Origin of the sequence: Shewanella sp. 5S214, from assembly GCF_041439795.1 — a bacterium.
Lineage (GTDB): Bacteria > Pseudomonadota > Gammaproteobacteria > Enterobacterales > Shewanellaceae > Shewanella > Shewanella vesiculosa.
The window spans coordinates 158,571-178,228 of sequence record NZ_JBGOOV010000004.1; the positions used below are offsets into that span (position 1 = coordinate 158,571).

The window sequence follows — 19,658 nt, forward strand, 5'->3', positions numbered from 1 at the left end:
GCAGCATACATGTCAAACTCATGGAATTTTCTCAATGCCCTCAATTCATATGGGTCATGTAAAAAACTAAAACTACTCAGCTATGGATTTATTTCAATATTTTTGCTTTTACAATTAGCTATAAATGAAGCTAAATCGAAGAGACAAAATCTCAGGTGCAGATAAGTCAGCGAGTATCAAAAAGATGAGTATCGTGGGGAATTAGGTAATAACCGTCGTGACATTATTATCGCTATAAAAAATCAAGATACTTATGAGCTTGCGTTAGGCAATAGAGAATGTATTTCATTCGATAATGAAGATAGCGGTGTTTAATCAAACTGAAACTATTGCTGGTATGCAAATGTTAAGATCTGAAATTTCATCAAAGGAGAGAGTTTTTTGGAAATCAGTTCATTATGGTTGCAAAGCAAAATGAAAATATTATCGATTTTATTTTTTATTCTAACTATTTTTCCTTCAGTTGTTTTAGCTGATGAGTTCTTAGATTTCGGTATTGATTTACTGGGTGATAAGTTTACAGCCTTTGAAGTCAAACATAATAATTGTTTAAGCATGTCAAAAAAGAATCAATTATCTGATAGCAGCATTGCCACTCTAAAACAGTTACCAGTTTCAGTTGGTGAGGCTTTAGGCTATTTACATCTTAAAGCTATAAGGATGTGCGTGGGTGATGAATATACTGAGTTACTCCAAGTGCTTCTAGATTTAGAAAATGAAAATAAGACAGAACAGAATACTTTTGTCACGCAAGAAATAGATAAAATCAAATTGTTAATTTTTTCTACTTCGGAGTTAAGAGCTCAGAAGCAATATGATTCTTTACCTGTTGAGTACAAAAATAAACTACAGCTAGTGGAAGGTATTCATCAGCCATTTGATATGATCAATGCATTTGAACGAGCGTGGTTATAATTAATTAGTAATCTTTATAAAGTCGATTAACATAAGTTAATCGATTTTTTTATTTTTTTAATAATAGTCACTGATATTGTTGCTAGAATACGGCTACTTTTTGCAAGCTGCAGTTCGAGTCAATAATCTTATGTTTAACCGTCGTTCTCTGTTTTTATACTTAATTTTGACGTTATCAGCCAGTGCTTGTGCTATGCCTCTAGGGCTCACTCAAGCCGGTACGATTGTGTCATCTGATATTGATGAGGCCAGTGGTTTAGCCATATCGCGACTTAATGACAAGGTATTATGGGTACATAATGATAGCGGCGATTCGGCGCGATTGTTTGCGATTGACTCAAGTGGTAAGCAGCTGGCAACGGTTAACGTTGAAGGGGTAAAAAGTATCGATTGGGAAGATATAGCCTCGTTTACTTATCACAATCAGTCTTATTTACTCATCGCCGATATCGGTGATAACCAGGCGCAACGATCGCAGTATCAATTACATCTGATCAAAGAGCCTGATTTGAGTCAATTACACGGTAATAAACTACTCTCGGTCAAACCCAGTTGGAGTATGACATTTACCTATGGAGATGGTGCTCACGATAGTGAATCTGTAGCGGTTGATGTTGCCAAGCAAAAAATACTGCTACTGACTAAACGCGATAAATTGCCTATTTTGTATGAGTTGCCATTGATCGATCCTGCTTTAGGACAAACTGAATCAAACCATTCAGCTAACAATCTAGCCGCTAATTCAACTAAACAGTTCAACAGGCAAGCAAAAAAGTTGGGCGAGATAGCGCCGTTACCATCGGCGATGCTCGATTACACCAGTATCTATACTTGGATAGGTTTTGCCGGAAAGCCTACGGCAATGGACATTTCTGCTGATGGCTTATCGGCGGTGGTATTAACCTACACTCACGCGTTCTATTTTACTCAAACAGAGCCCAGCGATTGGTTAACGCTGTTTTCTTCACCGCCACAACAGATCAATTTACCCAATATCAGACAAGCCGAAGCGGTGGGTTTTAGCCAAGATGGCAGCAGTATTTACATCACGTCTGAAAATCTACCTGCGCCATTGTATAAAGTTGATTTAAAGGCTTATCGAACTCAATTTTAGGTGATTTGCGCCCGCGCTGCGATGAAATCCCCTAGATTGAATAAATGTTAACCCTCAAGGTTCAACAATCACTTGGCCGAGAGCTCTTTTCTAACAATTTCAGCCCCTGCACTCAATGCATGTAACTTACCTCTTGCAACATGATGAGGTAAGGGCGCCATGCCACAGTTGGTGCATGGATATAGTTTATCGGCATCGACATACTGAAGTGCTTTTCGCAGGGTATTGGCGACTTCCTCTGGTGTTTCAATCGTATTGCTTGCTACATCTATGGCACCAACCATCACTTTTTTACCTCGAATGAGTTCTAGCAGCTCAATGGGCACATGAGAGTTGTGGCATTCTAGTGAGATAATATCGATATTAGACTGCTGTAGTTTCGGGAAAGCTTTTTCATACTGTCGCCACTCTGAACCCAGTGTTTTTTTCCAATCTGTGTTGGCTTTGATGCCATAGCCATAACAAATATGCACAGCTGTTTCGCACTTTAGTCCTTCAATGGCTCTTTCTAAACAAGCAATCCCCCAATCATTTACCTCATCAAAAAAGACATTAAATGCTGGCTCATCAAATTGAATAATATCAACACCTGCCGCTTCTAATTCTTTGGCTTCCTGATTAAGAATTTTAGCAAATTCCCACGCTAGCTTTTCGCGACTTTTATAATGGTCATCAAAAAGCGTATCTATCATTGTCATGGGACCTGGCAGAGCCCATTTAATGGGCTGTGTGGTTTGCTGACGTAAAAACTTGGCATCTTCAACAAAAACTGATTTTTGGCGACTAACCGGGCCGACAACCGTTGGTACACTGGCATCATAGCGATCACGAATTTTAACGGTTTTACGTTTATTAAAATCAACGCCGTTAAGATGTTCAATAAACGTAGTTACAAAATGTTGGCGTGTTTGCTCACCATCACCAACAATATCAATGCCTGCGTGTTGTTGATCTTGTAATGACAAACGTAACGCGTCTTGTTTGCCCTTAATTAATTCTTCACCTTGTAGTTTCCAAGGTGACCAAAGTGTTTCGGGTTCAGCGAGCCAAGAAGGCTTAGGTAAACTGCCTGCAGTTGAAGTGGGTAGTATTCTTTTGTTAATAAGTTTTTTCATAATAAATCATGCCGTATATTGGGTGTAATTATTAAACGCAGCGATTAAACGTAATTGGCAGACCATTGCTCAAGCACCGTTTGATATGGTTTGATGAAGTGTTTTTCAGCAAACTTTCCCTGCTCATTAGCCAACTGGCTACGTTCTTCTCGATCATAAACAATTTGCGTTAATGAATGATCCTGGTTCTTTAAATTGGGTTGATAGGACTTTCCAGCAGCGGCATTCGCATTATAAATCTCTGGTCGGTAGATTTTTTGAAAGGTTCCCATGGTGCTGATGGTGCTTATAAGCTCAAGATTAGTGTAATCATTAAGTAGATCACCAAAGAAATGGAAAGCCAACGGCGCAACACTATTTGGCGGCATAAAATAACGTACCTGTAGGCCCATTTTTTTGAAATATTGCTCAGTCAAAGACGACTCGTTTGGCTGGTATTCAACACCCAATACAGGATGCTGATTTTCAGTTCTATGATAGGTTTTGTTATCTGAAACACTAAGGCAGATAACAGGCGTTTTGTTAAAATTTTGTTTGTAAGCATCTGAATTAACAAAATACTGAAACAGCTTGCCATGCAGTTCGCCAAAGTTATCTGGAATACTGAAGTTGGGCTGGTCTTTATTATGAGCCTGCAGTAATACGCTAAAATCATAATCCCGCACATAAGAGGAAAAATTATTTCCTACAATACCTTCAATGCGTTGATTAGTTTGATGATCTACAATATTCGTTTTCAATATTTCAATCGATGGGAAGGTTTTACCACTGCCTTCAATATCCATATCAACAGAAATGATTTCAAGTTCGATGGAGTAACGATCGCCTTTAGGATTATCCCAATTCGCTAAGGCATTAAAACTATTGTCAATCATCTTCAACGCGTTGCGCAAGTTTGCTTGGCGATAGCTTCCTCTGGCCAAATTAGCAAAGTTGGTGGTGATACGTGTATTGTTTGATGGATGATAATTTTCATCGAGACAAATGCTCTTAATCGTAAATGTGAAATCTTTATTCATGATGATCTGGTATCCAATTTTGTGATTTAAAAGCCGGAATGTATGTTTTGCTCTTTATCGATATGTTCTATTCGTACTGATTTTCTGAGCAAGTCGCTGTTACCGCTTTGTTTGCTTGGTGCCTGATGGCTTACTTAGGGAGCAGCTGTAATATTGTTTGGCGCTAAAAGCATGAGTTATTTATACGTGGGTCGGAACATGAAGAAAAACGGTTTTATTTCACCTGCTACATGAGCAGGATTCATGATTATAATTAAGCGTGATTACCTAGACATAGTTTGCGGTGTCGGATGACCATTTTGGATAATATGAGCCTGTTGAATAACAGGCTATCTGACCTTGTTAGCCAGTGCTTATTGAAGAGACTGGAGATATTTTTGTACTAAAACCTGCAACATTTTCACTATCTAACCAAACAACAGCAGCGAAAAAATGGTGACGAAATGGATCCCGCTTTTAACTTCATTTGTAGTCAGCTTCGGTCCATCTGATTTGTAAAGAGTGAAAATTCTAACGTTTTCCATGGGGAACTGATGTGAATGGAATCACGAATGTCGTGGGGGCATGGTCAATAATGTTCTCGACATCAACTGACATTCCCCATATCCATATGGGTCAGGTGCCAAAGAGCGACCCTGCCACCGAAAACTAGCCTGACGTCTTGTCATTCTCAAGTATTCTTCTCTTTTATAAATAGTCTTCAATCCATTGTATTCTCATAGGTTTGAAGCTAAGAATTCTCAAAGAGATAATCGAAAAGTTTGTCGGTTTCAGCTAATGTGCTCGCAATATTTACATTACTGTTGTTTGGCTTGATATTGCTGTTTAACGTTTTCAATCAGTTTTTGCCACTGAGGATATTCAGCAAAGCTTTGTTGTAAGTCGCCCCAAGGCGTTAGCGCATCGGCCATTGAAGGTGCTTTAGATTGTGTGGTTTGGTATAAATAATAAAATGCTGACGCACGATAATTTGCTGCGCAATGGACTAGCACTGGAGCGTCGCCATTTTGCTTCATCAGGCTAAAGAACTGCTCAACATCTTCTTTTGTAGGATGCTGCCAGTCCACGCTAATATTGTGATAATTCATCCCTAGCTGAGTCACTATTTGCTGCTCATTTTTTAATGCATTTGGGTTGTCATTAGGAATGAGATTTATCACCGTTTTGATACCTGCTTGAGCGAGTTGTGCAAATTGCTGCTCTGTGGGCAAACCCGCGGTAATCACTTGTTGGTTATTAAATTTAACCGCTTTTATGTCGCCAAGTTTACTGGTGTCAATATGAGTCATGCTACCTTCTTTGTTCATATCCGCACTGAACACTTGCGCACTAAAAAAGAAACAACAGATCAATAAGCTAGCTGACAGTACGCAATAGCGTTGCAGTATATTCATGTGAGTCCCTCAGATTGATTGAATATGAAATAACACATTTCGAATTTCCGCTAAGCTGGTTAATCATTGATGATAGTTAAGCGTGTCGGATATGCGTAATTATCTACAACTAATACCAGTGATAGCAATCCTTAAATTGGCAGCTAACGGGCACAGGCGATTTTTGTTGTCACTGCTGCTGAATCTCATTATTGAGCAATTGTTGTGTGAATAGTTGTATAAATTGCTCGGTATTTCAAGTTGTCCTTTCGCTTGAGTAACAATCCGCTCAGGGGTGGTTTTCTAATCAGTATCAAGGCTTGTTTAATGTCTTTTTCATCGTTAAACAAAGTGAAATAGATATCGATTGGCAAATATCATTGTCGAGTTAAAACTTGTCTATATCGACTCCAAATTGCTTAGTGTCACTATCCAGTCTACTTTTAAAGTAAGACAAGACAAAAAACTCATCAAAGGACGTGTTATGCAGACATTTACAAAGTCATTTATCTTAGTTTCTGTTCTTAGCAGTAGTGCAGTATTGGCGGATACCATTAGCATCCGAGCCGACAATTGGTTTCCCATGAATGGCCAACCCAATGCTAAGCAACCAGGTTACATGATTGAGTTAGCAACCAATATTTTTACTGCGGCAGGTCATACGGTGGATTACAAATTAATGCCTTGGGAACGTGCTGTTGACTCAGTACGTAAGGGCGAATTTGACTGTGTGGTGGGTGCCTACAAAGATGACGCGCCAGATTTTATATATCCTCAGGTACCCTGGGGAATGGACAGTACGGTATTTTTTGTTAAAGCAGGAGGTAGCTGGACTTACACTGGACTGTCATCACTACAAGGAAATAAGATTGCGATAATTAAAGGTTATGCCTACGGTGATGAATTTGATAAATATGTGACAGAGAACCCCAGTGTGTTTGATGCCATAGGTGCCAATAATGGCCTTGAAAACAACATTAAGAAACTCCAGGCAGGAAGGGTAAATGCTGTTGCCGAATCTCCCAGTGTCATGGGAGCAAAACTTAAAGATATGGGCGTTAGTGGCATAGTTGCGGCGGGTTCTTTGGGCGAGGCGACAGAAATGTATATTGCCTGCAGTCCGGCAAAGGCAACGTCTGCTGGCTACATCAAGTTGATTGATGAGGGAACGGCAAAACTGAGGGCATCGGGCGAATTCAATAAAATATTATCATCTTATGGGATCAGTGATTGGCAGTAATTGTGTGCCACTATAGTTAGTCATTCTACATCCAATCAGCCTTGTGCGAGCAAGATACTCAAGACAATATATCGTCACTCAAACATAGACGCTTTCGGTGAATTAAGACCATCGTCTCTCACCGAAGGCTCTTGATCTAAGACTATTGCCTAAGCTATCTATTTAACTGCTCTCCCTTGTTGTTACGTTTGATGCGACTCATCCCGCTATAAGCGATTGTACTGCGCTGATGTTCATCAAAGAGGCAGGCTATGCATGCATTCTTTTGAATGGGGTACCCCAATGAAATCCGTACCACTGTGCCTGTCAATTGTCACCCCCATGCGGATTAGAATTAACCTTATCCTTAGCCCATTCGGGCTAGTACGGATTGGACTGTGCTATATATTCATCGTAAACAGCAACCTTAGTGAGTTTGCAAAATTATACCGAGTTACCCTAGCTTGGTTTCTATTTGCGAAAATGAGCATTGTCGTTTATTGTTCAACGACTCTCCTCACCTTCGATTTTCTATATATGCGAAAGCTCGCACTTCTAATTCTTGTTTGCTCTACTTTGGAAGCTTGGGCTACGCCAGGGGTAAGAGTTGAGTATCGTGATAAGCCTCCTTACACTTATAGCGAAAGTGGTCAACCTCGCGGCTTTATTATCGATATGACCCAGGAGATCTTCCGCCGTGCCGGTGTTGCAGCAACTTATTCAGAAGTCCCGGTTAAGCGTATTTTTGCTAATATTCAGAACGACAGTGAAGCTATCTGCTCCCCCAGCTGGTATAAGCTGGCCGACCGGGAGTTATATGCAAATTTTTCTCTGGTGATCCATAAAGATAGGCCGCATATGGTGCTAGTGGCCCCCAGGGTTATCGAGCTTGTAAAACAACACCAGAGCTTAAGTTCATTGTTCGAAGATCCACGACTCAAGCTCGGCGTGGTTGCCCACGTGTCCTATGGCCCTGAGCTTGATCTGGTGATAGAGAGTAAAAGTCATTCTGTAACAGATTCGGCGCGATCCGTGGAGAGTTTGGCTAAGATGGTGTCACTCAATCATGGGGCCGACTATATGCTTATAGACAGGGAAGATTATGATTATATCAACCGAATGGGTGAAATCAGTGCCATGGGTTTGTTGCCACTGTATTATTCTGACATGCCGCCAGGACTGAATCGTTACCTTATGTGTTCCAAAAGCGTAGATGCAGAGACTATGGCTCGTCTGAATCAGGCAATACGTGAGTTGTTACCCGAACTCAACGACTGATGCATCGAGCTACCCACGGTTAAGTTTATTCACTTGGCTCTTTCGTTCTGACGAAAACTCAAATTTTAACAAAAATTTATGTAATATTTAGGTTCGTATCACATGAAGCAAGTTTCAACTATATTGCTAATTAAAAGTGGTAAAAGTGGGGTCAGAGTAAACTTCTCAGCCCCACTTATATGAGCATAGTTCCTGCTTAGTTAATCTAGCTGCATCCAATCGACTTGAACGCCAGCTTGCTCAAACATATCTTGGCTGACTTTAATCTTATCTCCCCAGCGTGACAGGTAATCTTCGTTGGGTTGTGGACTATGTACGGCGCGCAATCCAGTTTGGATAATCTTGGCGGCGCAGTTTGGACAAGGGAAGTGAGTCACCCAAATCTCACAGCTACTGAGATCTCGTTTTGCATGGAGAATGGCATTTTCTTCTGCATGAAGCGTCTTTAGCAGTTTCATTTCACGGTTATCGGTTTCAGCACTATCAGATATTCCGTGAGGATAACCATTAAAGCCTAAAGAGACGATGCGATTGTTTTCGGTGATTACTGCGCCAACTCGGGTGGAGGGATCTTTACTCCAAGATGCTACGAGCTCGGCCATTTGTAAAAAGCGTATCGCCCATTTTGTCATCATCTTATTGCTATTCCTATGCTTTATGTATCACTTTAATTGGCAGCTATTCTCTATGCAGAACAGTGATAAATCAACCTTCAACCTTCAATATTCTAATCTTGGACCCACTTATCCTTTGCTATATAAGTAGGGTCATAGTGCGCCTGTAAAGCTGAATTTGACTGCCAATTCTTTAGGTTGCGTTGACTTATTTCAATGAGAGAGCCCGAACTTACTCTTCATGGCTCAAAATAAAATTATTCACAGCTTTTGATATCAGGTCTTTTTTCATCGTAGTGCGTGCGAGAGGCTGGTTAAACCAAAAGCTCATCGGCTGATCAAAACCGATACCGTGCATATAGTTGTAAAGCGCTTTACGTAGCCCTTCGCCAAGCATGTCATGATCGGTACCTGTTGGGTCGGTGAAGTCGACATCGTTTTCAGCGAATAAGATTTCAGGACGTTCAGCAAGGGTGATGCCAAATTGCTCTGGGTTGATGCCGATAGGGCTGTGGATCGTGGCGACAAAACGGTGCCAGTAGGCGGACTGGAAACAACCTTGCTGCATCAACTGACGCACCATTTCCAATGAATCTATGGTTTCTTGTTCGGTTTGTGTGGGAAAACCATACATTAAATAGGCATGCACCAGAATACCCGCGTCACTGAAGGCTTTAGTCACGTGGGCGACTCGTTCAACACTCACGCCTTTTTTCATTAGTTTCAGTAGTCTGTCTGACGCCACTTCAAGGCCGCCGCTGACCGCGATACAACCAGAATCTGCCAGTAACTGGCAGCGGTCTGGGCTAAAGGTGCGCTCAAAACGGATATTGCCCCACCAACTGATCACGACCCCACGTTCTATAAGGCGTTTTGCAAACGCAAATAAGGTTTTTGGCGGTAAAGCTTCATCGACAAAATGAAAACCTGTTTGTCCGGTTTCTTCGATAAGCTCTACAATTCGGTCAACCAACACATCGGCGCCTGCGGTATCGTAGCGGTCGATGTAGTCCAAGCTAACGTCGCAGAAGCTGCATTTGCGCCAGTAACAGCCATGGGCTATGGTGAGTTTATTCCAGCGGCCATCACTCCAAATACGGTGCATCGGGTTGAGCATTTCACACAAAGACAGATATTCGCCAAGTGGCAGGCCGTCGTAAATCGGTGCGCCGACTTCGCTTTGCGAAATATCGTGCAACTGATCATTTTGATTTAAGTGGACATAAGGTTGGCCATTTTCATCTTCGGCGAGAAAGTAAGTTCGCACTAACTCGTCTATCTCACGCTTACCTTCAAAGTACTCCAGCAGGGTGATTAAGGGACGTTCGCCGTCGTCTAGACAGATATAGTCAACAAACTCAAATACCCGAGGGTCTTTGAGTGCGCGCAGCTCGGTATTAACAAACCCGCCGCCCATGACGATAGGGATATCAGGGTTAATGGCCTTACAGGTTTGCGCAATCCGTAACGCGCCGAGCATATTACCGGGAAACGGCACGGTTAGTGCGACTACGCTTGGTTGTGTGTCTTCCAGATACATCTCGACTAACTGCTCCAAAATTTCAGAGCTGAAACTCGGTTCGCCCATTAGGGTGTCGTAAAGGTTGTCAAAGCTTGGGTTGGCCGCTGCTAATTTCTCGCCATAACGGCTGACTTCAAAATACGGGTCAACACCTTGGGTGATGACGTTCGACAGATCATTGATAAACAGGGTAGCGAGATATTTAGCTTTATCTTGTACGCCTAAATTACCAAAGGCCGCTTGCAACACATCGCCAGATACGGCTTCCATTTGAGCAATTGCATCAAACGCTGGGCCTTCAGGTAAGAAACGGCGCGAGTTAATCCGCATCGCTAGGCTGGGGTCTTTACCCTGTAAAAAACGAATCGCGGGCTCTACGGTCAGATGATAACGCTCAAACTCAGCCAGAAAATTGAAGATAACATCAGGCAGTTCATCGTCTTCAAAATGCTCGAAGTTTTCTTCCACGTGCTGACGAATAATCTCTAGCGCAGGCGCCGTCATCATCTCAAGAAACAGCTCAATCGCAGGATCTCGCTGCACCGCCTCATAGCCTCGTGAGCGTAAAAAACCGGTCAAATACGCTGTTGCTGGATACGGTGTATTCAGCTGAGTCATAGGTGGAGTCATTAGAAGAACGGTCATAACCTGCCTTTAAATAGTAAAACCTGAATGCTTATTGCGAAGCAGAATAATGGCAGCAAACACTGCGGCCACAACATAATAATGAATTCTAACAAATGGCCTGTAAAAAAGCCCCGTAAATTAGATAATGGTTGATTGAGCATCAGCCCTTTAATTCATCAGGATTGACTATATGCAGCGTCACTCAAGGATGAATAGTCGTCAGTGTCGACCTTATTGTTTGCGAATCATGCGATTAGGATACTGAGGCTTGCCGATAAAGCGCTTGAGTCAGATGGACTCAATCTTCATCTGACCCTTTTTAAGGTGTTAGCGTTAATTAAGAATAGGGCGTAAATAGCCTGCGCCAAGTTGTTTCATTTGTCGTTCAACCCAGACGACTCTCTGGCGAAGGTAAGGGGTTAAATTATTGGGATCGCGTTTGCGAGGGCTTGGTAGTAGCACTGCCAGCCGCGCAGCTTCATTACTGCTGAGATTGCGTGCCGATTTATGAAAGTAATGCTGGCTGGCTGCTTCTACGCCGTAAATTCCTTTGCCAAACTCAGCCACGTTTACATACACTTCTAAGATACGTTTTTTACCCCAAATCACCTCAAGGCTCAAGGCTAAACCCGCTTCCAGACCTTTACGAATAAAGCTTCGCCCCGGCCATAGCAAAAGGTTTTTGGCCGTTTGTTGGGTTATAGTGCTAGCCCCGCGAAGACCTTCGCCATCGTCTGACTGGTTAAGGGCTTTACTGATAGCAGTGAAATCGACACCGAAGTGCTCTGGAAAACGCTGATCTTCTGAGGCAACCATTGCCAGCGCTATTTGCGACGGCAACTTATCAATGCTGACCCAGTTCTGGGTAACTGGATAAGGGCTTTGCAGCATAAATGACGTAGTCGGTGGTGGCACAAATCGTAGCAGCAATAATAATAGCGTCAGTAATAGCAACAACCGCCACATGACAAACCATGTCCAACCGAAAAAACCTCGTTTACGATCTGCCATTCACTGCCTCTTGTTATCATTAGCCTTTGGGGCTGTGTCGTTTTCGACGTGCAAGAGTATAGGATATTAACCATCAATACCAAATGCTAATCAATGTCGTGCAGATTATATATCTAAAAGGCAGATTATCTGGTCTCAGTGTACAGATTGGATTAAGCCACAACAGTAAGCCATGGCATAAAAATGTGTTCTTATGACAACCTCATCAAGCTGGAGGATTTGATAAAATAGTACGGATGTCGGCTAAACTCGTTTGCCATTGCTGGTAATCAAGCCTAATAGGATAGGCGTCGTTAGCAACCATCAATACTAACGAGGGGAATCCTTGAATAGGCAGTTGGCGGGCAAGGTTAATTTCTGTGATTAATTGCTCTTCTGTTTCACTGGCGTTTAGTTGCTGGTTAAAAAGATCTGCCGGGATGCCTAATTGAGTGGCGATAGATGTTAAGGTGCCAATATCAGATGGATTGCGCGCGTGCAGGTAATAAGCCTGTTGGATTGAGTTGATCATTTGCTGCTCAAGTCCATATTGGCGTGCAACAATAGTGGTTCTGCAGGCTAGATAAGTTGATCGTCTAGGTTGGCAGTGCTGCCAAAAATCGTGATTAAATTGAGTCCCCAATTGTTGAGCTATCTTGTGCCAAGTTTGTTGGAGCATTTGCTGCATGGCTTGCGGCATAGGCAGTTCAGAATCGGGTGCTAAACCGCCAACTAAGTATTTTATTGTCAGTTGTTGGTTAAATTGCTGCAGCAGTTGGGCTTGGAGGGTGTCCCATGTGGGGCGATATCCCCAACACCAGCTGCACATAGGGTCGTGTACATAATAGAGTGTTGTATCTGACATTATGGTTCTCTTTATTAATTGCTTTGCAGCCTAGCAACTCAATCTATCTTAAATACAGTAGATACTAATATTGTCATATTAGTTCGCTATTTTAGTCATATTCATTGCGTAAGATAATTTTAACAAACAATGCATTACAGCATTACTACACGGAGGTACTAAAATGACAGGGCAAAAAAGTATAACACTGGGCATTATTTCTATTTTAACCAGTATGTTATGGGTCTCAGGCTGTAACAGTAACTACAATAATGACACGGCTTCAGCAGTGGTAGATAAAAGTGTTGTCGCGCAAGTCGGCCCTAGGCCGTTATTTTTAGTCGATCAAATGCAAGACAGTGAATTAAAAACTCAATTAGCCCAATGCGAGACTGGACCATTTTACCGCACTGACTTTGCCATTGGCCATCGTGGTGCCTCGATGCAATTTCCTGAGCACACCAAAGAATCTTATCAAGCGGCTATTGATTCCGGTGCCGGTATTGTTGAGTGTGACGTCACTTTTACAGCCGACAAAGCGCTGGTATGTCGCCATTCACAGTGCGACTTAGCAACGACGACGAATATTCTCGCAATCCCTGAACTTGCCAATAAATGTTCGGTGCCGTTTTCACCTGCCGATGCCGCTAACGGCGTTAGTGCTTCAGCAACCTGTTGTACAAGTGATATTACGCTGGCTGAATTTAAAACCTTAAAAGGTAAAATGGATGGCTTTAATCCTAAGGCCACCACGGTTGCAGAGTTTATTGATGGTACACCAAACTGGCGCACCGATTTATATGCGGGTAATGGCACCTTAATGACCCATGCTGAGAGTATAGCCTTGTTTAAAGCCGCAGGTGTAAAGATGACCCCTGAGCTTAAATCGGCCAGTGTGAGCATGCCTTATGATGGATTTACTCAGCAAGATTACGCCCAAAAAATGCTAGATGAATATGCCGCCGCAGGTGTCGATGCATCACAGGTATTCCCGCAGTCATTTAATTTAGACGATGTAAAATATTGGATAGCCAATGCGCCAGAGTTTGCCGAGCAGGCGGTTTACCTTGATGGCCGCGATGAGCAGGCTGGATTTGATCCGCAAAACAGCGCGAGTTGGTCACCGAGTATGGATGCCTTAGCCGCTGATGGCGTGAAAATTATTGCGCCACCTTTATGGATGTTAGTCACCTTAGATAATAACAAGGCCATCATACCTTCTGAATATGCCAACGCGGCTAATGCAGCAGGCTTAAAAATTATCGCATGGTCTCTTGAGCGTTCTGGCCCACTGAGTCAAGGTGGGGGCGGTTGGTATTATCAAAGCATTGCTGATGCGATAGATAACGAAGGCGACACTTTTGAGTTATTAGATGTACTGGCTAAAGATGTTGGTGTTATTGGTGTGTTTTCCGATTGGCCTGCAACGGTAACTTATTATGCAAATTGCATGAATATGTAATGTTTAACAGCATGCTTATCCCGCGTTTAAATGGGGTAAACTGGATTGACTTAAAAGGTGCCAACATTGTTGGCACCTTTTTTATTCTATTCACTATACTCGTTATGGTGCGGTATTAATCACTCACGGTTCGATTAGCGATACACAATGGGTGATGATCATTGCCTAGGTTACGTGTCGAAGCATTATTGAAGTGACTGAAATAGTAAATAAATTCAATCTACAACCATGTTGTTAGCCTTTAGTCTATATAGGCAGTATTGGATGACAGTGGTAGTGTTACAGCACAATAATACTGATAACAATATAAAAAATAAGGATATTGCAGGATGAAATTAACCAAACGTTTTTGCATGATTGGCGCAGCTGCTGCGCTGTCTATTAGTACCGCTGTTATGGCTGCGCCGACATTTATTAACATCCTCACCGGCGGAACCAGTGGTGTGTATTATCCTATTGGAGTTGCACTTTCACAACTCTATAGCAAGGGTATTGAGGACTCTAAAACTTCTGTTCAAGCGACTAAAGCTTCTGTTGAAAATCTTAACTTATTACAAGCGGGACGAGGTGAGTTAGCCCTTGCATTAGGTGATTCTGTGTCTGCAGCATGGGCTGGTGATGCTGACGCTGGCTTTAACAAACCACTGGATAAGTTACGTGTGATTGCGGCAACCTATCCAAACTTTATTCAAATTGTCGCCAATAAAGACGCTGGGATTAATAGCCTTGCAGATTTAAAAGGTAAACGCATTTCTGTCGGCGCCCCTAAATCAGGTACTGAGCTAAATGCACGCGCTATTTTCAGCGCTGCCGGCTTAAGCTATGACGATATGGCTAAAGTCGAGTTTTTGCCTTATGCCGAATCTGTTGAGTTGATTAAAAACCGTCAATTGGATGCGACGTTGCAATCATCTGGCCTAGGTATGGCAGCCATTCGAGATTTAGCAGCAACAATGGCGATTAACTTTGTTGAGATCCCTGCTGATGTGGTGGCTAAAATCAATAATCCTGCTTACCAAGTCGGAGTGATTACAGCCAATACTTATGAAGGTCAAACGGAAGATGTCAGTACCGTGGCGATTCAGAATTTACTTGTAAGCCACAGTAAGGTCTCTGATGAAATTGCTTATCAAATGACTAAGTTGATGTTTGAAAACCTTGACCGTTTAGGCACAGCGCACTCTGCGGCGAAAGACATAAGCTTAGAAACGGCTACTAAAAACTTACCCATCCCATTACATCCAGGTGCTGAACGTTACTACAAAGAAGTGAATGCACTGTAATCTTATGCTTCTTTTTGTGAGCGCTTGCTTAACCTTAAGCAAGCGCTTAGTTGTTTTTTAGACACACCGATTTTAGCTGTAGTAAGTGTAGAGGCGTACCATGAGTGATCCATCCAATAACCAGACTACTATGTCTGAACATGGCTTAAGTGCAGATACCCGCGATTGGCCAAAAGCATTGTTTTTTGTGGCGCTGATTTTTTCAATTTTTCAAATTACCACAGCTGCATTTCATCCGGTTTCAACCCAAGTATTACGCGCAGTGCACGTGGGTTTTTTATTATTAGTGGTGTTTATCAGTTACCCCGGTATGGGCAAGAGTCAGCCATGGCAACCTTTGGCGTGGCTACTCGGTTTAGCGGGTATGGCAACTGCTGTGTATCAATGGGTGTTTGAAGCAGACTTAATTCAACGCTCTGGTGACTTAACCCAAAATGACATGATAATTGGTGTGGTATTAGTTGCGTTAGTGTTTGAAGCGGCTAGGCGAGTGATGGGCATTGCACTGCCTATTATCTGTGGTTTGTTTTTAGCTTATGGTTTATTTGGTGAATATTTACCGGGTGAATTAATGCACCGGGGCTATGGTTTTGACCAAATAGTTAACCAGTTAGCCTTTGGTACAGAAGGCTTATATGGCACACCAACCTATGTTTCAGCGACTTATATTTTCTTATTTATTTTGTTCGGTGCCTTTTTAGAACAAGCCGGAATGATACGTTTATTCACCGATTTTGCCATGGGCTTATTTGGTCACAAAGTCGGTGGGCCAGCAAAAGTGTCTGTGGTGTCATCGGCACTCATGGGCACCATTACCGGTTCGGGGGTTGCTAATGTTGTCACCACTGGACAGTTTACTATTCCGCTTATGAAACGCTTTGGCTATCGTTCAGCTTTTGCCGGCGGGGTCGAGGCCACGTCCAGTATGGGTAGCCAAATTATGCCGCCGATTATGGGCGCTGTGGCTTTTATTATGGCCGAAACCATTAACGTGCAATTTATTGAAATTGCTAAAGCAGCGATGATCCCTGCGGTATTGTACTTTTGCTCAGTATTTTGGATGGTGCATTTAGAGGCCAAACGCGCAAATTTATCTGGCTTACCCAAAGATCAATGTCCTGATCCATGGGCGGCGATTAAGTTACGTTGGTACTTACTCATTCCGTTATTTATTTTGATTGGCTTGTTGTTCTCTGGGCGTACGCCACTGTTTTCAGGCATGGTAGGTTTAGCACTGACCGCCATTGTGATTTTAGGTTCGGCGATAATTTTAAATGTGTCATCTGCTGTGATGCGTTTTGCTTTTTGGATAGCACTTGGCGTGTTATGTGCTGGCTTCTTTCAATTGGGCATAGGGGTGATGTTTGGCATCATTGCCATACTGATGGTGATGTGTTGGTTTGTTAAAGGTGGCAAAGCAACCCTAACATTATGTTTGCACGCATTAGTTGAAGGTGCCCGTCATGCCGTGCCTGTAGGTATTGCCTGTGCGCTGGTGGGGGTGATTATTGGTATCGTCTCACTTACGGGTATAGCCTCTACTTTTGCTGGATATATCTTGGCGGTGGGTCAAGATAATCTGTTTTTATCGTTAGTATTGACCATGGTAACTTGTCTTATTTTAGGCATGGGGATCCCCACGATTCCTAACTACATTATTACCAGTTCAATAGCTGCTCCAGCATTACTCGACTTAGGTGTGCCGTTAATTGTGTCGCACATGTTTGTGTTTTATTTTGGCATTATGGCTGACCTGACTCCACCGGTTGCGCTAGCGTGTTTCGCGGCCGCGCCAATAGCAAAAGAGAAAGGCTTAAAAATCAGTTTGTGGGCTATTCGTATTGCGATTGCTGGGTTTATTATTCCTTTTATGGCGGTATACGACCCCGCGTTAATGCTCCAAAGTGGCGGTGTGCTAGAGACTATTTTTGTAGTGCTTAAAGCAACCGTTGCTATTGGTATTTGGGGGGTGATTTTTACTGGCTACTTATTACAAAACCTTTATTGGTGGGAACGTATTTTAGGCTTTGTTGCTGGTGGCTGTTTGATTTTAGCAACGCCATTAAGTGATGAATTAGGCTTTGGTTTAGCTCTGGCATTTATTTTACACCACGTATGGCGCGCTCGTAAGCTCAAACGTTTAGCGCAGGACGAATAATGCTAGGGTTATGTTTAGGGCTAGCTGGCACTATTTGGGCGCAAGTGCCGGCTGAACAAATGACTCTGTCTTGGACGCACACGATTGAAAAAATTCGTTGGGCCGAAGATTATAGTTTAACGAATGAAGGTTTTATTTTAGAACAAGCCAGGGTAAAAGGCAGTGGTGCAGGGATGGAAATTCCTGCCGATGCGGTGTTAAAAGATGGCAGTTGGCACTACAAACCCAATTTACCTATTTTGCCAATACTAAAGTTAGGCCGAACTCCAGAAGCGGGGGATTATCAGTTATGTGTTTCATCGGCTCAGGCTGGGCAACAATGCCACCCAATGAGCTTTTGGGTCGGTGAACCTACCACTAAACAGCCCTCCATTGAGCTATGGGGCTGTGATATACCTGTATGAGTTTGGTGTGTTAACCATGCCGATAAGATGTATTAGACATAAAAAAAGCTGAATCAATTGATTCAGCTTTTTTATTGAATTTTTTACCACGACTTACTTTGCAAACGCATCTTGTAGTGCAGGTACAACTTGTTTTTTACGGCTTAATACGCCGTCTAACCATACGCGGCCATCAACGGTAGGCTTACCGTAAGCACGCTCGGTTAAGTCTGCTGAATCAGAAACCACTAACATTTCTGAACCTTCTTTCATGATATCGGTTAGCAGTAATAATACGCTGTGACGATTGCCTTCGACTTTCAATTTAGCTATATCAGCTTCTAAATCAGCTTTGATGTCGTCAAATACAGCCAAGTCGATCACTTCTAATTGGCCAATACCAACTAAGTTACCGTTCATGTTGAAGTCTTTAAAATCGCGCATAACTAGGTCACGTGCTGGCGTGCCTTCAACTGCTGATTTTACTTTAAACATGTCCATGCCGACTTCTTTAAAGTCTTCAACACCCGCTATTTCAGCTAATGCTTCGACACAACGAATGTCTGCAGTGGTACAGGTTGGTGATTTGAAAATGACAGTGTCACTTAAAATGGCGCACATCATGATGCCAGCGATGTTTGCTGGAATTTTTACTTGGTAAAAATCGTACATCATTTTGATCACTGTGTTGCTACAACCCACTGGGCGAATCCAACATTCTAGCGGAGTAGAAGTGGTGAGATCGCCTAATTTGTGGTGGTCAACAATACCGACGATAGTCGCTTGAGCAATATCATCTGGTGCTTGAGTAATTTCTGAATGGTCAACAATGTAGACTTCTTCACCAGCATAGCTGGTTTTGTATTCAGGTGCTTCAAAACCAAATTTCTCTAAAATAAATGCGGTTTCTGGTGATAATTCACCTAAACGGGCAGCAATAGCTGGTTCACCGATTTGGTTTTTTAAATATGCTAATGCGATTGCACCACAAATTGAATCTGAATCAGGGATCTTGTGACCCACTACATACATTGCCATTGAAACACTCTCCTATAAAGTTACCATGATTTTAACAAGGATTAATCCTGATAGCATTAAAAAATACCACTTGAGTTGTTTAGCGCATCACCGGAGTATTATTACTAATGATTTGAGTCATCCATTAATAAAAAGCCCCAAGCTAAGAGTCTCAAGGCCTATTGTATTCTATAACCTAAAATAGCACATATGAACTTAGCTATCTTTTATGTAAGGCCATTAAATTCGAACTTTAATGACTACTTTGCGGACTTTCTGTGGGGTTGCGCTCGTACCAGGCATATGAATGTCACCAGGGAAAAATAGCGCAAACATCCCCGCCTTTAGCGGAATAAATGCTGCGTCATCTTGGTTCGATTGAAAATCGAATTCGGCGTAATCATGCTTATCAAAATATGGCTTAGAAGGGGTTTGGTTGGCTAAAGGTAAATAGCCAAACTCTTCTTCACCGCTAACCACATATTGCACATCAATATATTGACGATGAACTTCAAATGGCTCTGTTTCTTTGGGTTTAGTTTCATAATCATTAATGATAACGAAAATATCTTTGCCTTCGATTGGGTAGTTTCCTACCTCAAGTTGGCTAAAGTCGGTCTCGGCAAGATGGGCTAAGGCTTTGGCTAATCTCGGGCTGAGTGACGTATATAGGTGACGGTTAGTTAAAGTATCAACAATCATAAAAATTCCGTAAGATAATAATC

At 42.4% G+C, this 19,658-nt stretch carries 17 protein-coding genes; 8 read left to right on the forward strand and 9 right to left on the reverse strand.

Annotated features, from left to right (window positions below; translation table 11 throughout):
- Window positions 1-381 precede the first annotated feature (381 nt).
- A complete protein-coding gene (locus tag ACED29_RS04100; RefSeq protein WP_371697114.1) occupies window positions 382-915 on the forward strand; it encodes a hypothetical protein in 534 nt (177 codons plus the stop codon).
- 100 nt (window positions 916-1,015) lie between these two features.
- Window positions 1,016-2,029: a hypothetical protein gene (locus ACED29_RS04105; RefSeq protein ID WP_371697115.1), complete on the forward strand. Its 1,014-nt coding sequence runs from the start codon at window positions 1,016-1,018 to the stop codon at window positions 2,027-2,029.
- Between the two features lie 68 nt (window positions 2,030-2,097).
- On the opposite strand, the gene ACED29_RS04110 is transcribed toward ACED29_RS04105, so the two are convergent.
- The 3 genes from ACED29_RS04110 to ACED29_RS04120 all read right to left on the reverse strand — a co-directional run bounded on the left by ACED29_RS04110 (window position 2,098) and on the right by ACED29_RS04120 (window position 5,557).
- Complete coding sequence (locus ACED29_RS04110) at window positions 2,098-3,144, reverse strand: methionine synthase (protein WP_124015166.1); 1,047 nt, start codon at window positions 3,142-3,144, stop codon at window positions 2,098-2,100.
- A gap of 44 nt (window positions 3,145-3,188) precedes the next feature.
- The gene (locus ACED29_RS04115) at window positions 3,189-4,163 is read right to left on the reverse strand and encodes a DUF1852 domain-containing protein (RefSeq protein ID WP_182741217.1); all 975 of its coding nucleotides are present in this window, start codon (window positions 4,161-4,163) and stop codon (window positions 3,189-3,191) included.
- Between the two features lie 797 nt (window positions 4,164-4,960).
- Window positions 4,961-5,557, reverse strand: a complete 597-nt coding sequence (locus ACED29_RS04120; protein WP_371697116.1) for a protein tyrosine phosphatase family protein — start codon at window positions 5,555-5,557, stop codon at window positions 4,961-4,963.
- Between the two features lie 463 nt (window positions 5,558-6,020).
- Here ACED29_RS04120 and ACED29_RS04125 point away from each other — a divergent pair, with 463 nt between their 5' ends.
- Both ACED29_RS04125 and ACED29_RS04130 read left to right on the forward strand, forming a co-directional pair.
- Window positions 6,021-6,776 carry an ABC transporter substrate-binding protein gene (locus ACED29_RS04125; protein WP_124015163.1) on the forward strand — a complete coding sequence of 252 codons (756 nt, stop codon included), beginning with the start codon at window positions 6,021-6,023 and terminating at the stop codon, window positions 6,774-6,776.
- Between the two features lie 282 nt (window positions 6,777-7,058).
- Window positions 7,059-8,033 carry a substrate-binding periplasmic protein gene (locus tag ACED29_RS04130; RefSeq protein ID WP_371697117.1) on the forward strand — a complete coding sequence of 325 codons (975 nt, stop codon included), beginning with the start codon at window positions 7,059-7,061 and terminating at the stop codon, window positions 8,031-8,033.
- Window positions 8,034-8,233: 200 nt separating this feature from the next.
- On the opposite strand, the gene ACED29_RS04135 is transcribed toward ACED29_RS04130, so the two are convergent.
- From ACED29_RS04135 to ACED29_RS04150, 4 genes are all read right to left on the reverse strand, one after another.
- The gene (locus ACED29_RS04135) at window positions 8,234-8,668 is read right to left on the reverse strand and encodes a dCMP deaminase family protein (protein WP_124015161.1); all 435 of its coding nucleotides are present in this window, start codon (window positions 8,666-8,668) and stop codon (window positions 8,234-8,236) included.
- A 211-nt stretch (window positions 8,669-8,879) separates the two neighbouring features.
- Complete coding sequence (locus ACED29_RS04140) at window positions 8,880-10,814, reverse strand: radical SAM protein (RefSeq protein ID WP_371697118.1); 1,935 nt, start codon at window positions 10,812-10,814, stop codon at window positions 8,880-8,882.
- 315 nt (window positions 10,815-11,129) lie between these two features.
- Complete coding sequence (gene mtgA / locus ACED29_RS04145) at window positions 11,130-11,807, reverse strand: monofunctional biosynthetic peptidoglycan transglycosylase (protein ID WP_371697119.1); 678 nt, start codon at window positions 11,805-11,807, stop codon at window positions 11,130-11,132.
- Window positions 11,808-12,012: 205 nt separating this feature from the next.
- Window positions 12,013-12,651, reverse strand: coding sequence for a DsbA family protein (locus ACED29_RS04150; protein WP_371697120.1), 639 nt, complete (start codon window positions 12,649-12,651; stop codon window positions 12,013-12,015).
- A gap of 163 nt (window positions 12,652-12,814) precedes the next feature.
- Between ACED29_RS04150 and ACED29_RS04155 the strand changes: the two genes are divergently transcribed.
- The 4 genes from ACED29_RS04155 (at window position 12,815) to ACED29_RS04170 (ending at window position 17,937) form a co-directional block, all read left to right on the forward strand.
- A complete protein-coding gene (locus ACED29_RS04155; RefSeq protein ID WP_371697121.1) occupies window positions 12,815-14,092 on the forward strand; it encodes a glycerophosphodiester phosphodiesterase family protein in 1,278 nt (425 codons plus the stop codon).
- Between the two features lie 329 nt (window positions 14,093-14,421).
- Window positions 14,422-15,375 (forward strand): TAXI family TRAP transporter solute-binding subunit, encoded by a 954-nt coding sequence (locus ACED29_RS04160; RefSeq protein WP_182696774.1) that lies wholly within the window; start codon window positions 14,422-14,424, stop codon window positions 15,373-15,375.
- 100 nt (window positions 15,376-15,475) lie between these two features.
- The gene (locus tag ACED29_RS04165; RefSeq protein WP_371697122.1) at window positions 15,476-17,533 is read left to right on the forward strand and encodes a TRAP transporter permease; all 2,058 of its coding nucleotides are present in this window, start codon (window positions 15,476-15,478) and stop codon (window positions 17,531-17,533) included.
- The gene (locus tag ACED29_RS04170; protein ID WP_371697123.1) at window positions 17,533-17,937 is read left to right on the forward strand and encodes a DUF1850 domain-containing protein; all 405 of its coding nucleotides are present in this window, start codon (window positions 17,533-17,535) and stop codon (window positions 17,935-17,937) included. Before ACED29_RS04165 ends, ACED29_RS04170 begins: the two co-directional genes overlap by 1 nt.
- A 93-nt stretch (window positions 17,938-18,030) precedes the next feature.
- Here ACED29_RS04170 and ACED29_RS04175 read toward each other — a convergent pair whose 3' ends face one another.
- Both ACED29_RS04175 and ACED29_RS04180 read right to left on the reverse strand, forming a co-directional pair.
- Entirely contained in the window at window positions 18,031-18,954 is a 924-nt protein-coding gene (locus ACED29_RS04175; protein WP_273057872.1) for a manganese-dependent inorganic pyrophosphatase, read from the reverse strand.
- 219 nt (window positions 18,955-19,173) lie between these two features.
- Complete coding sequence (locus tag ACED29_RS04180) at window positions 19,174-19,635, reverse strand: YhcH/YjgK/YiaL family protein (protein WP_182696771.1); 462 nt, start codon at window positions 19,633-19,635, stop codon at window positions 19,174-19,176.
- Between the last annotated feature and the right edge of the window lie 23 nt (window positions 19,636-19,658).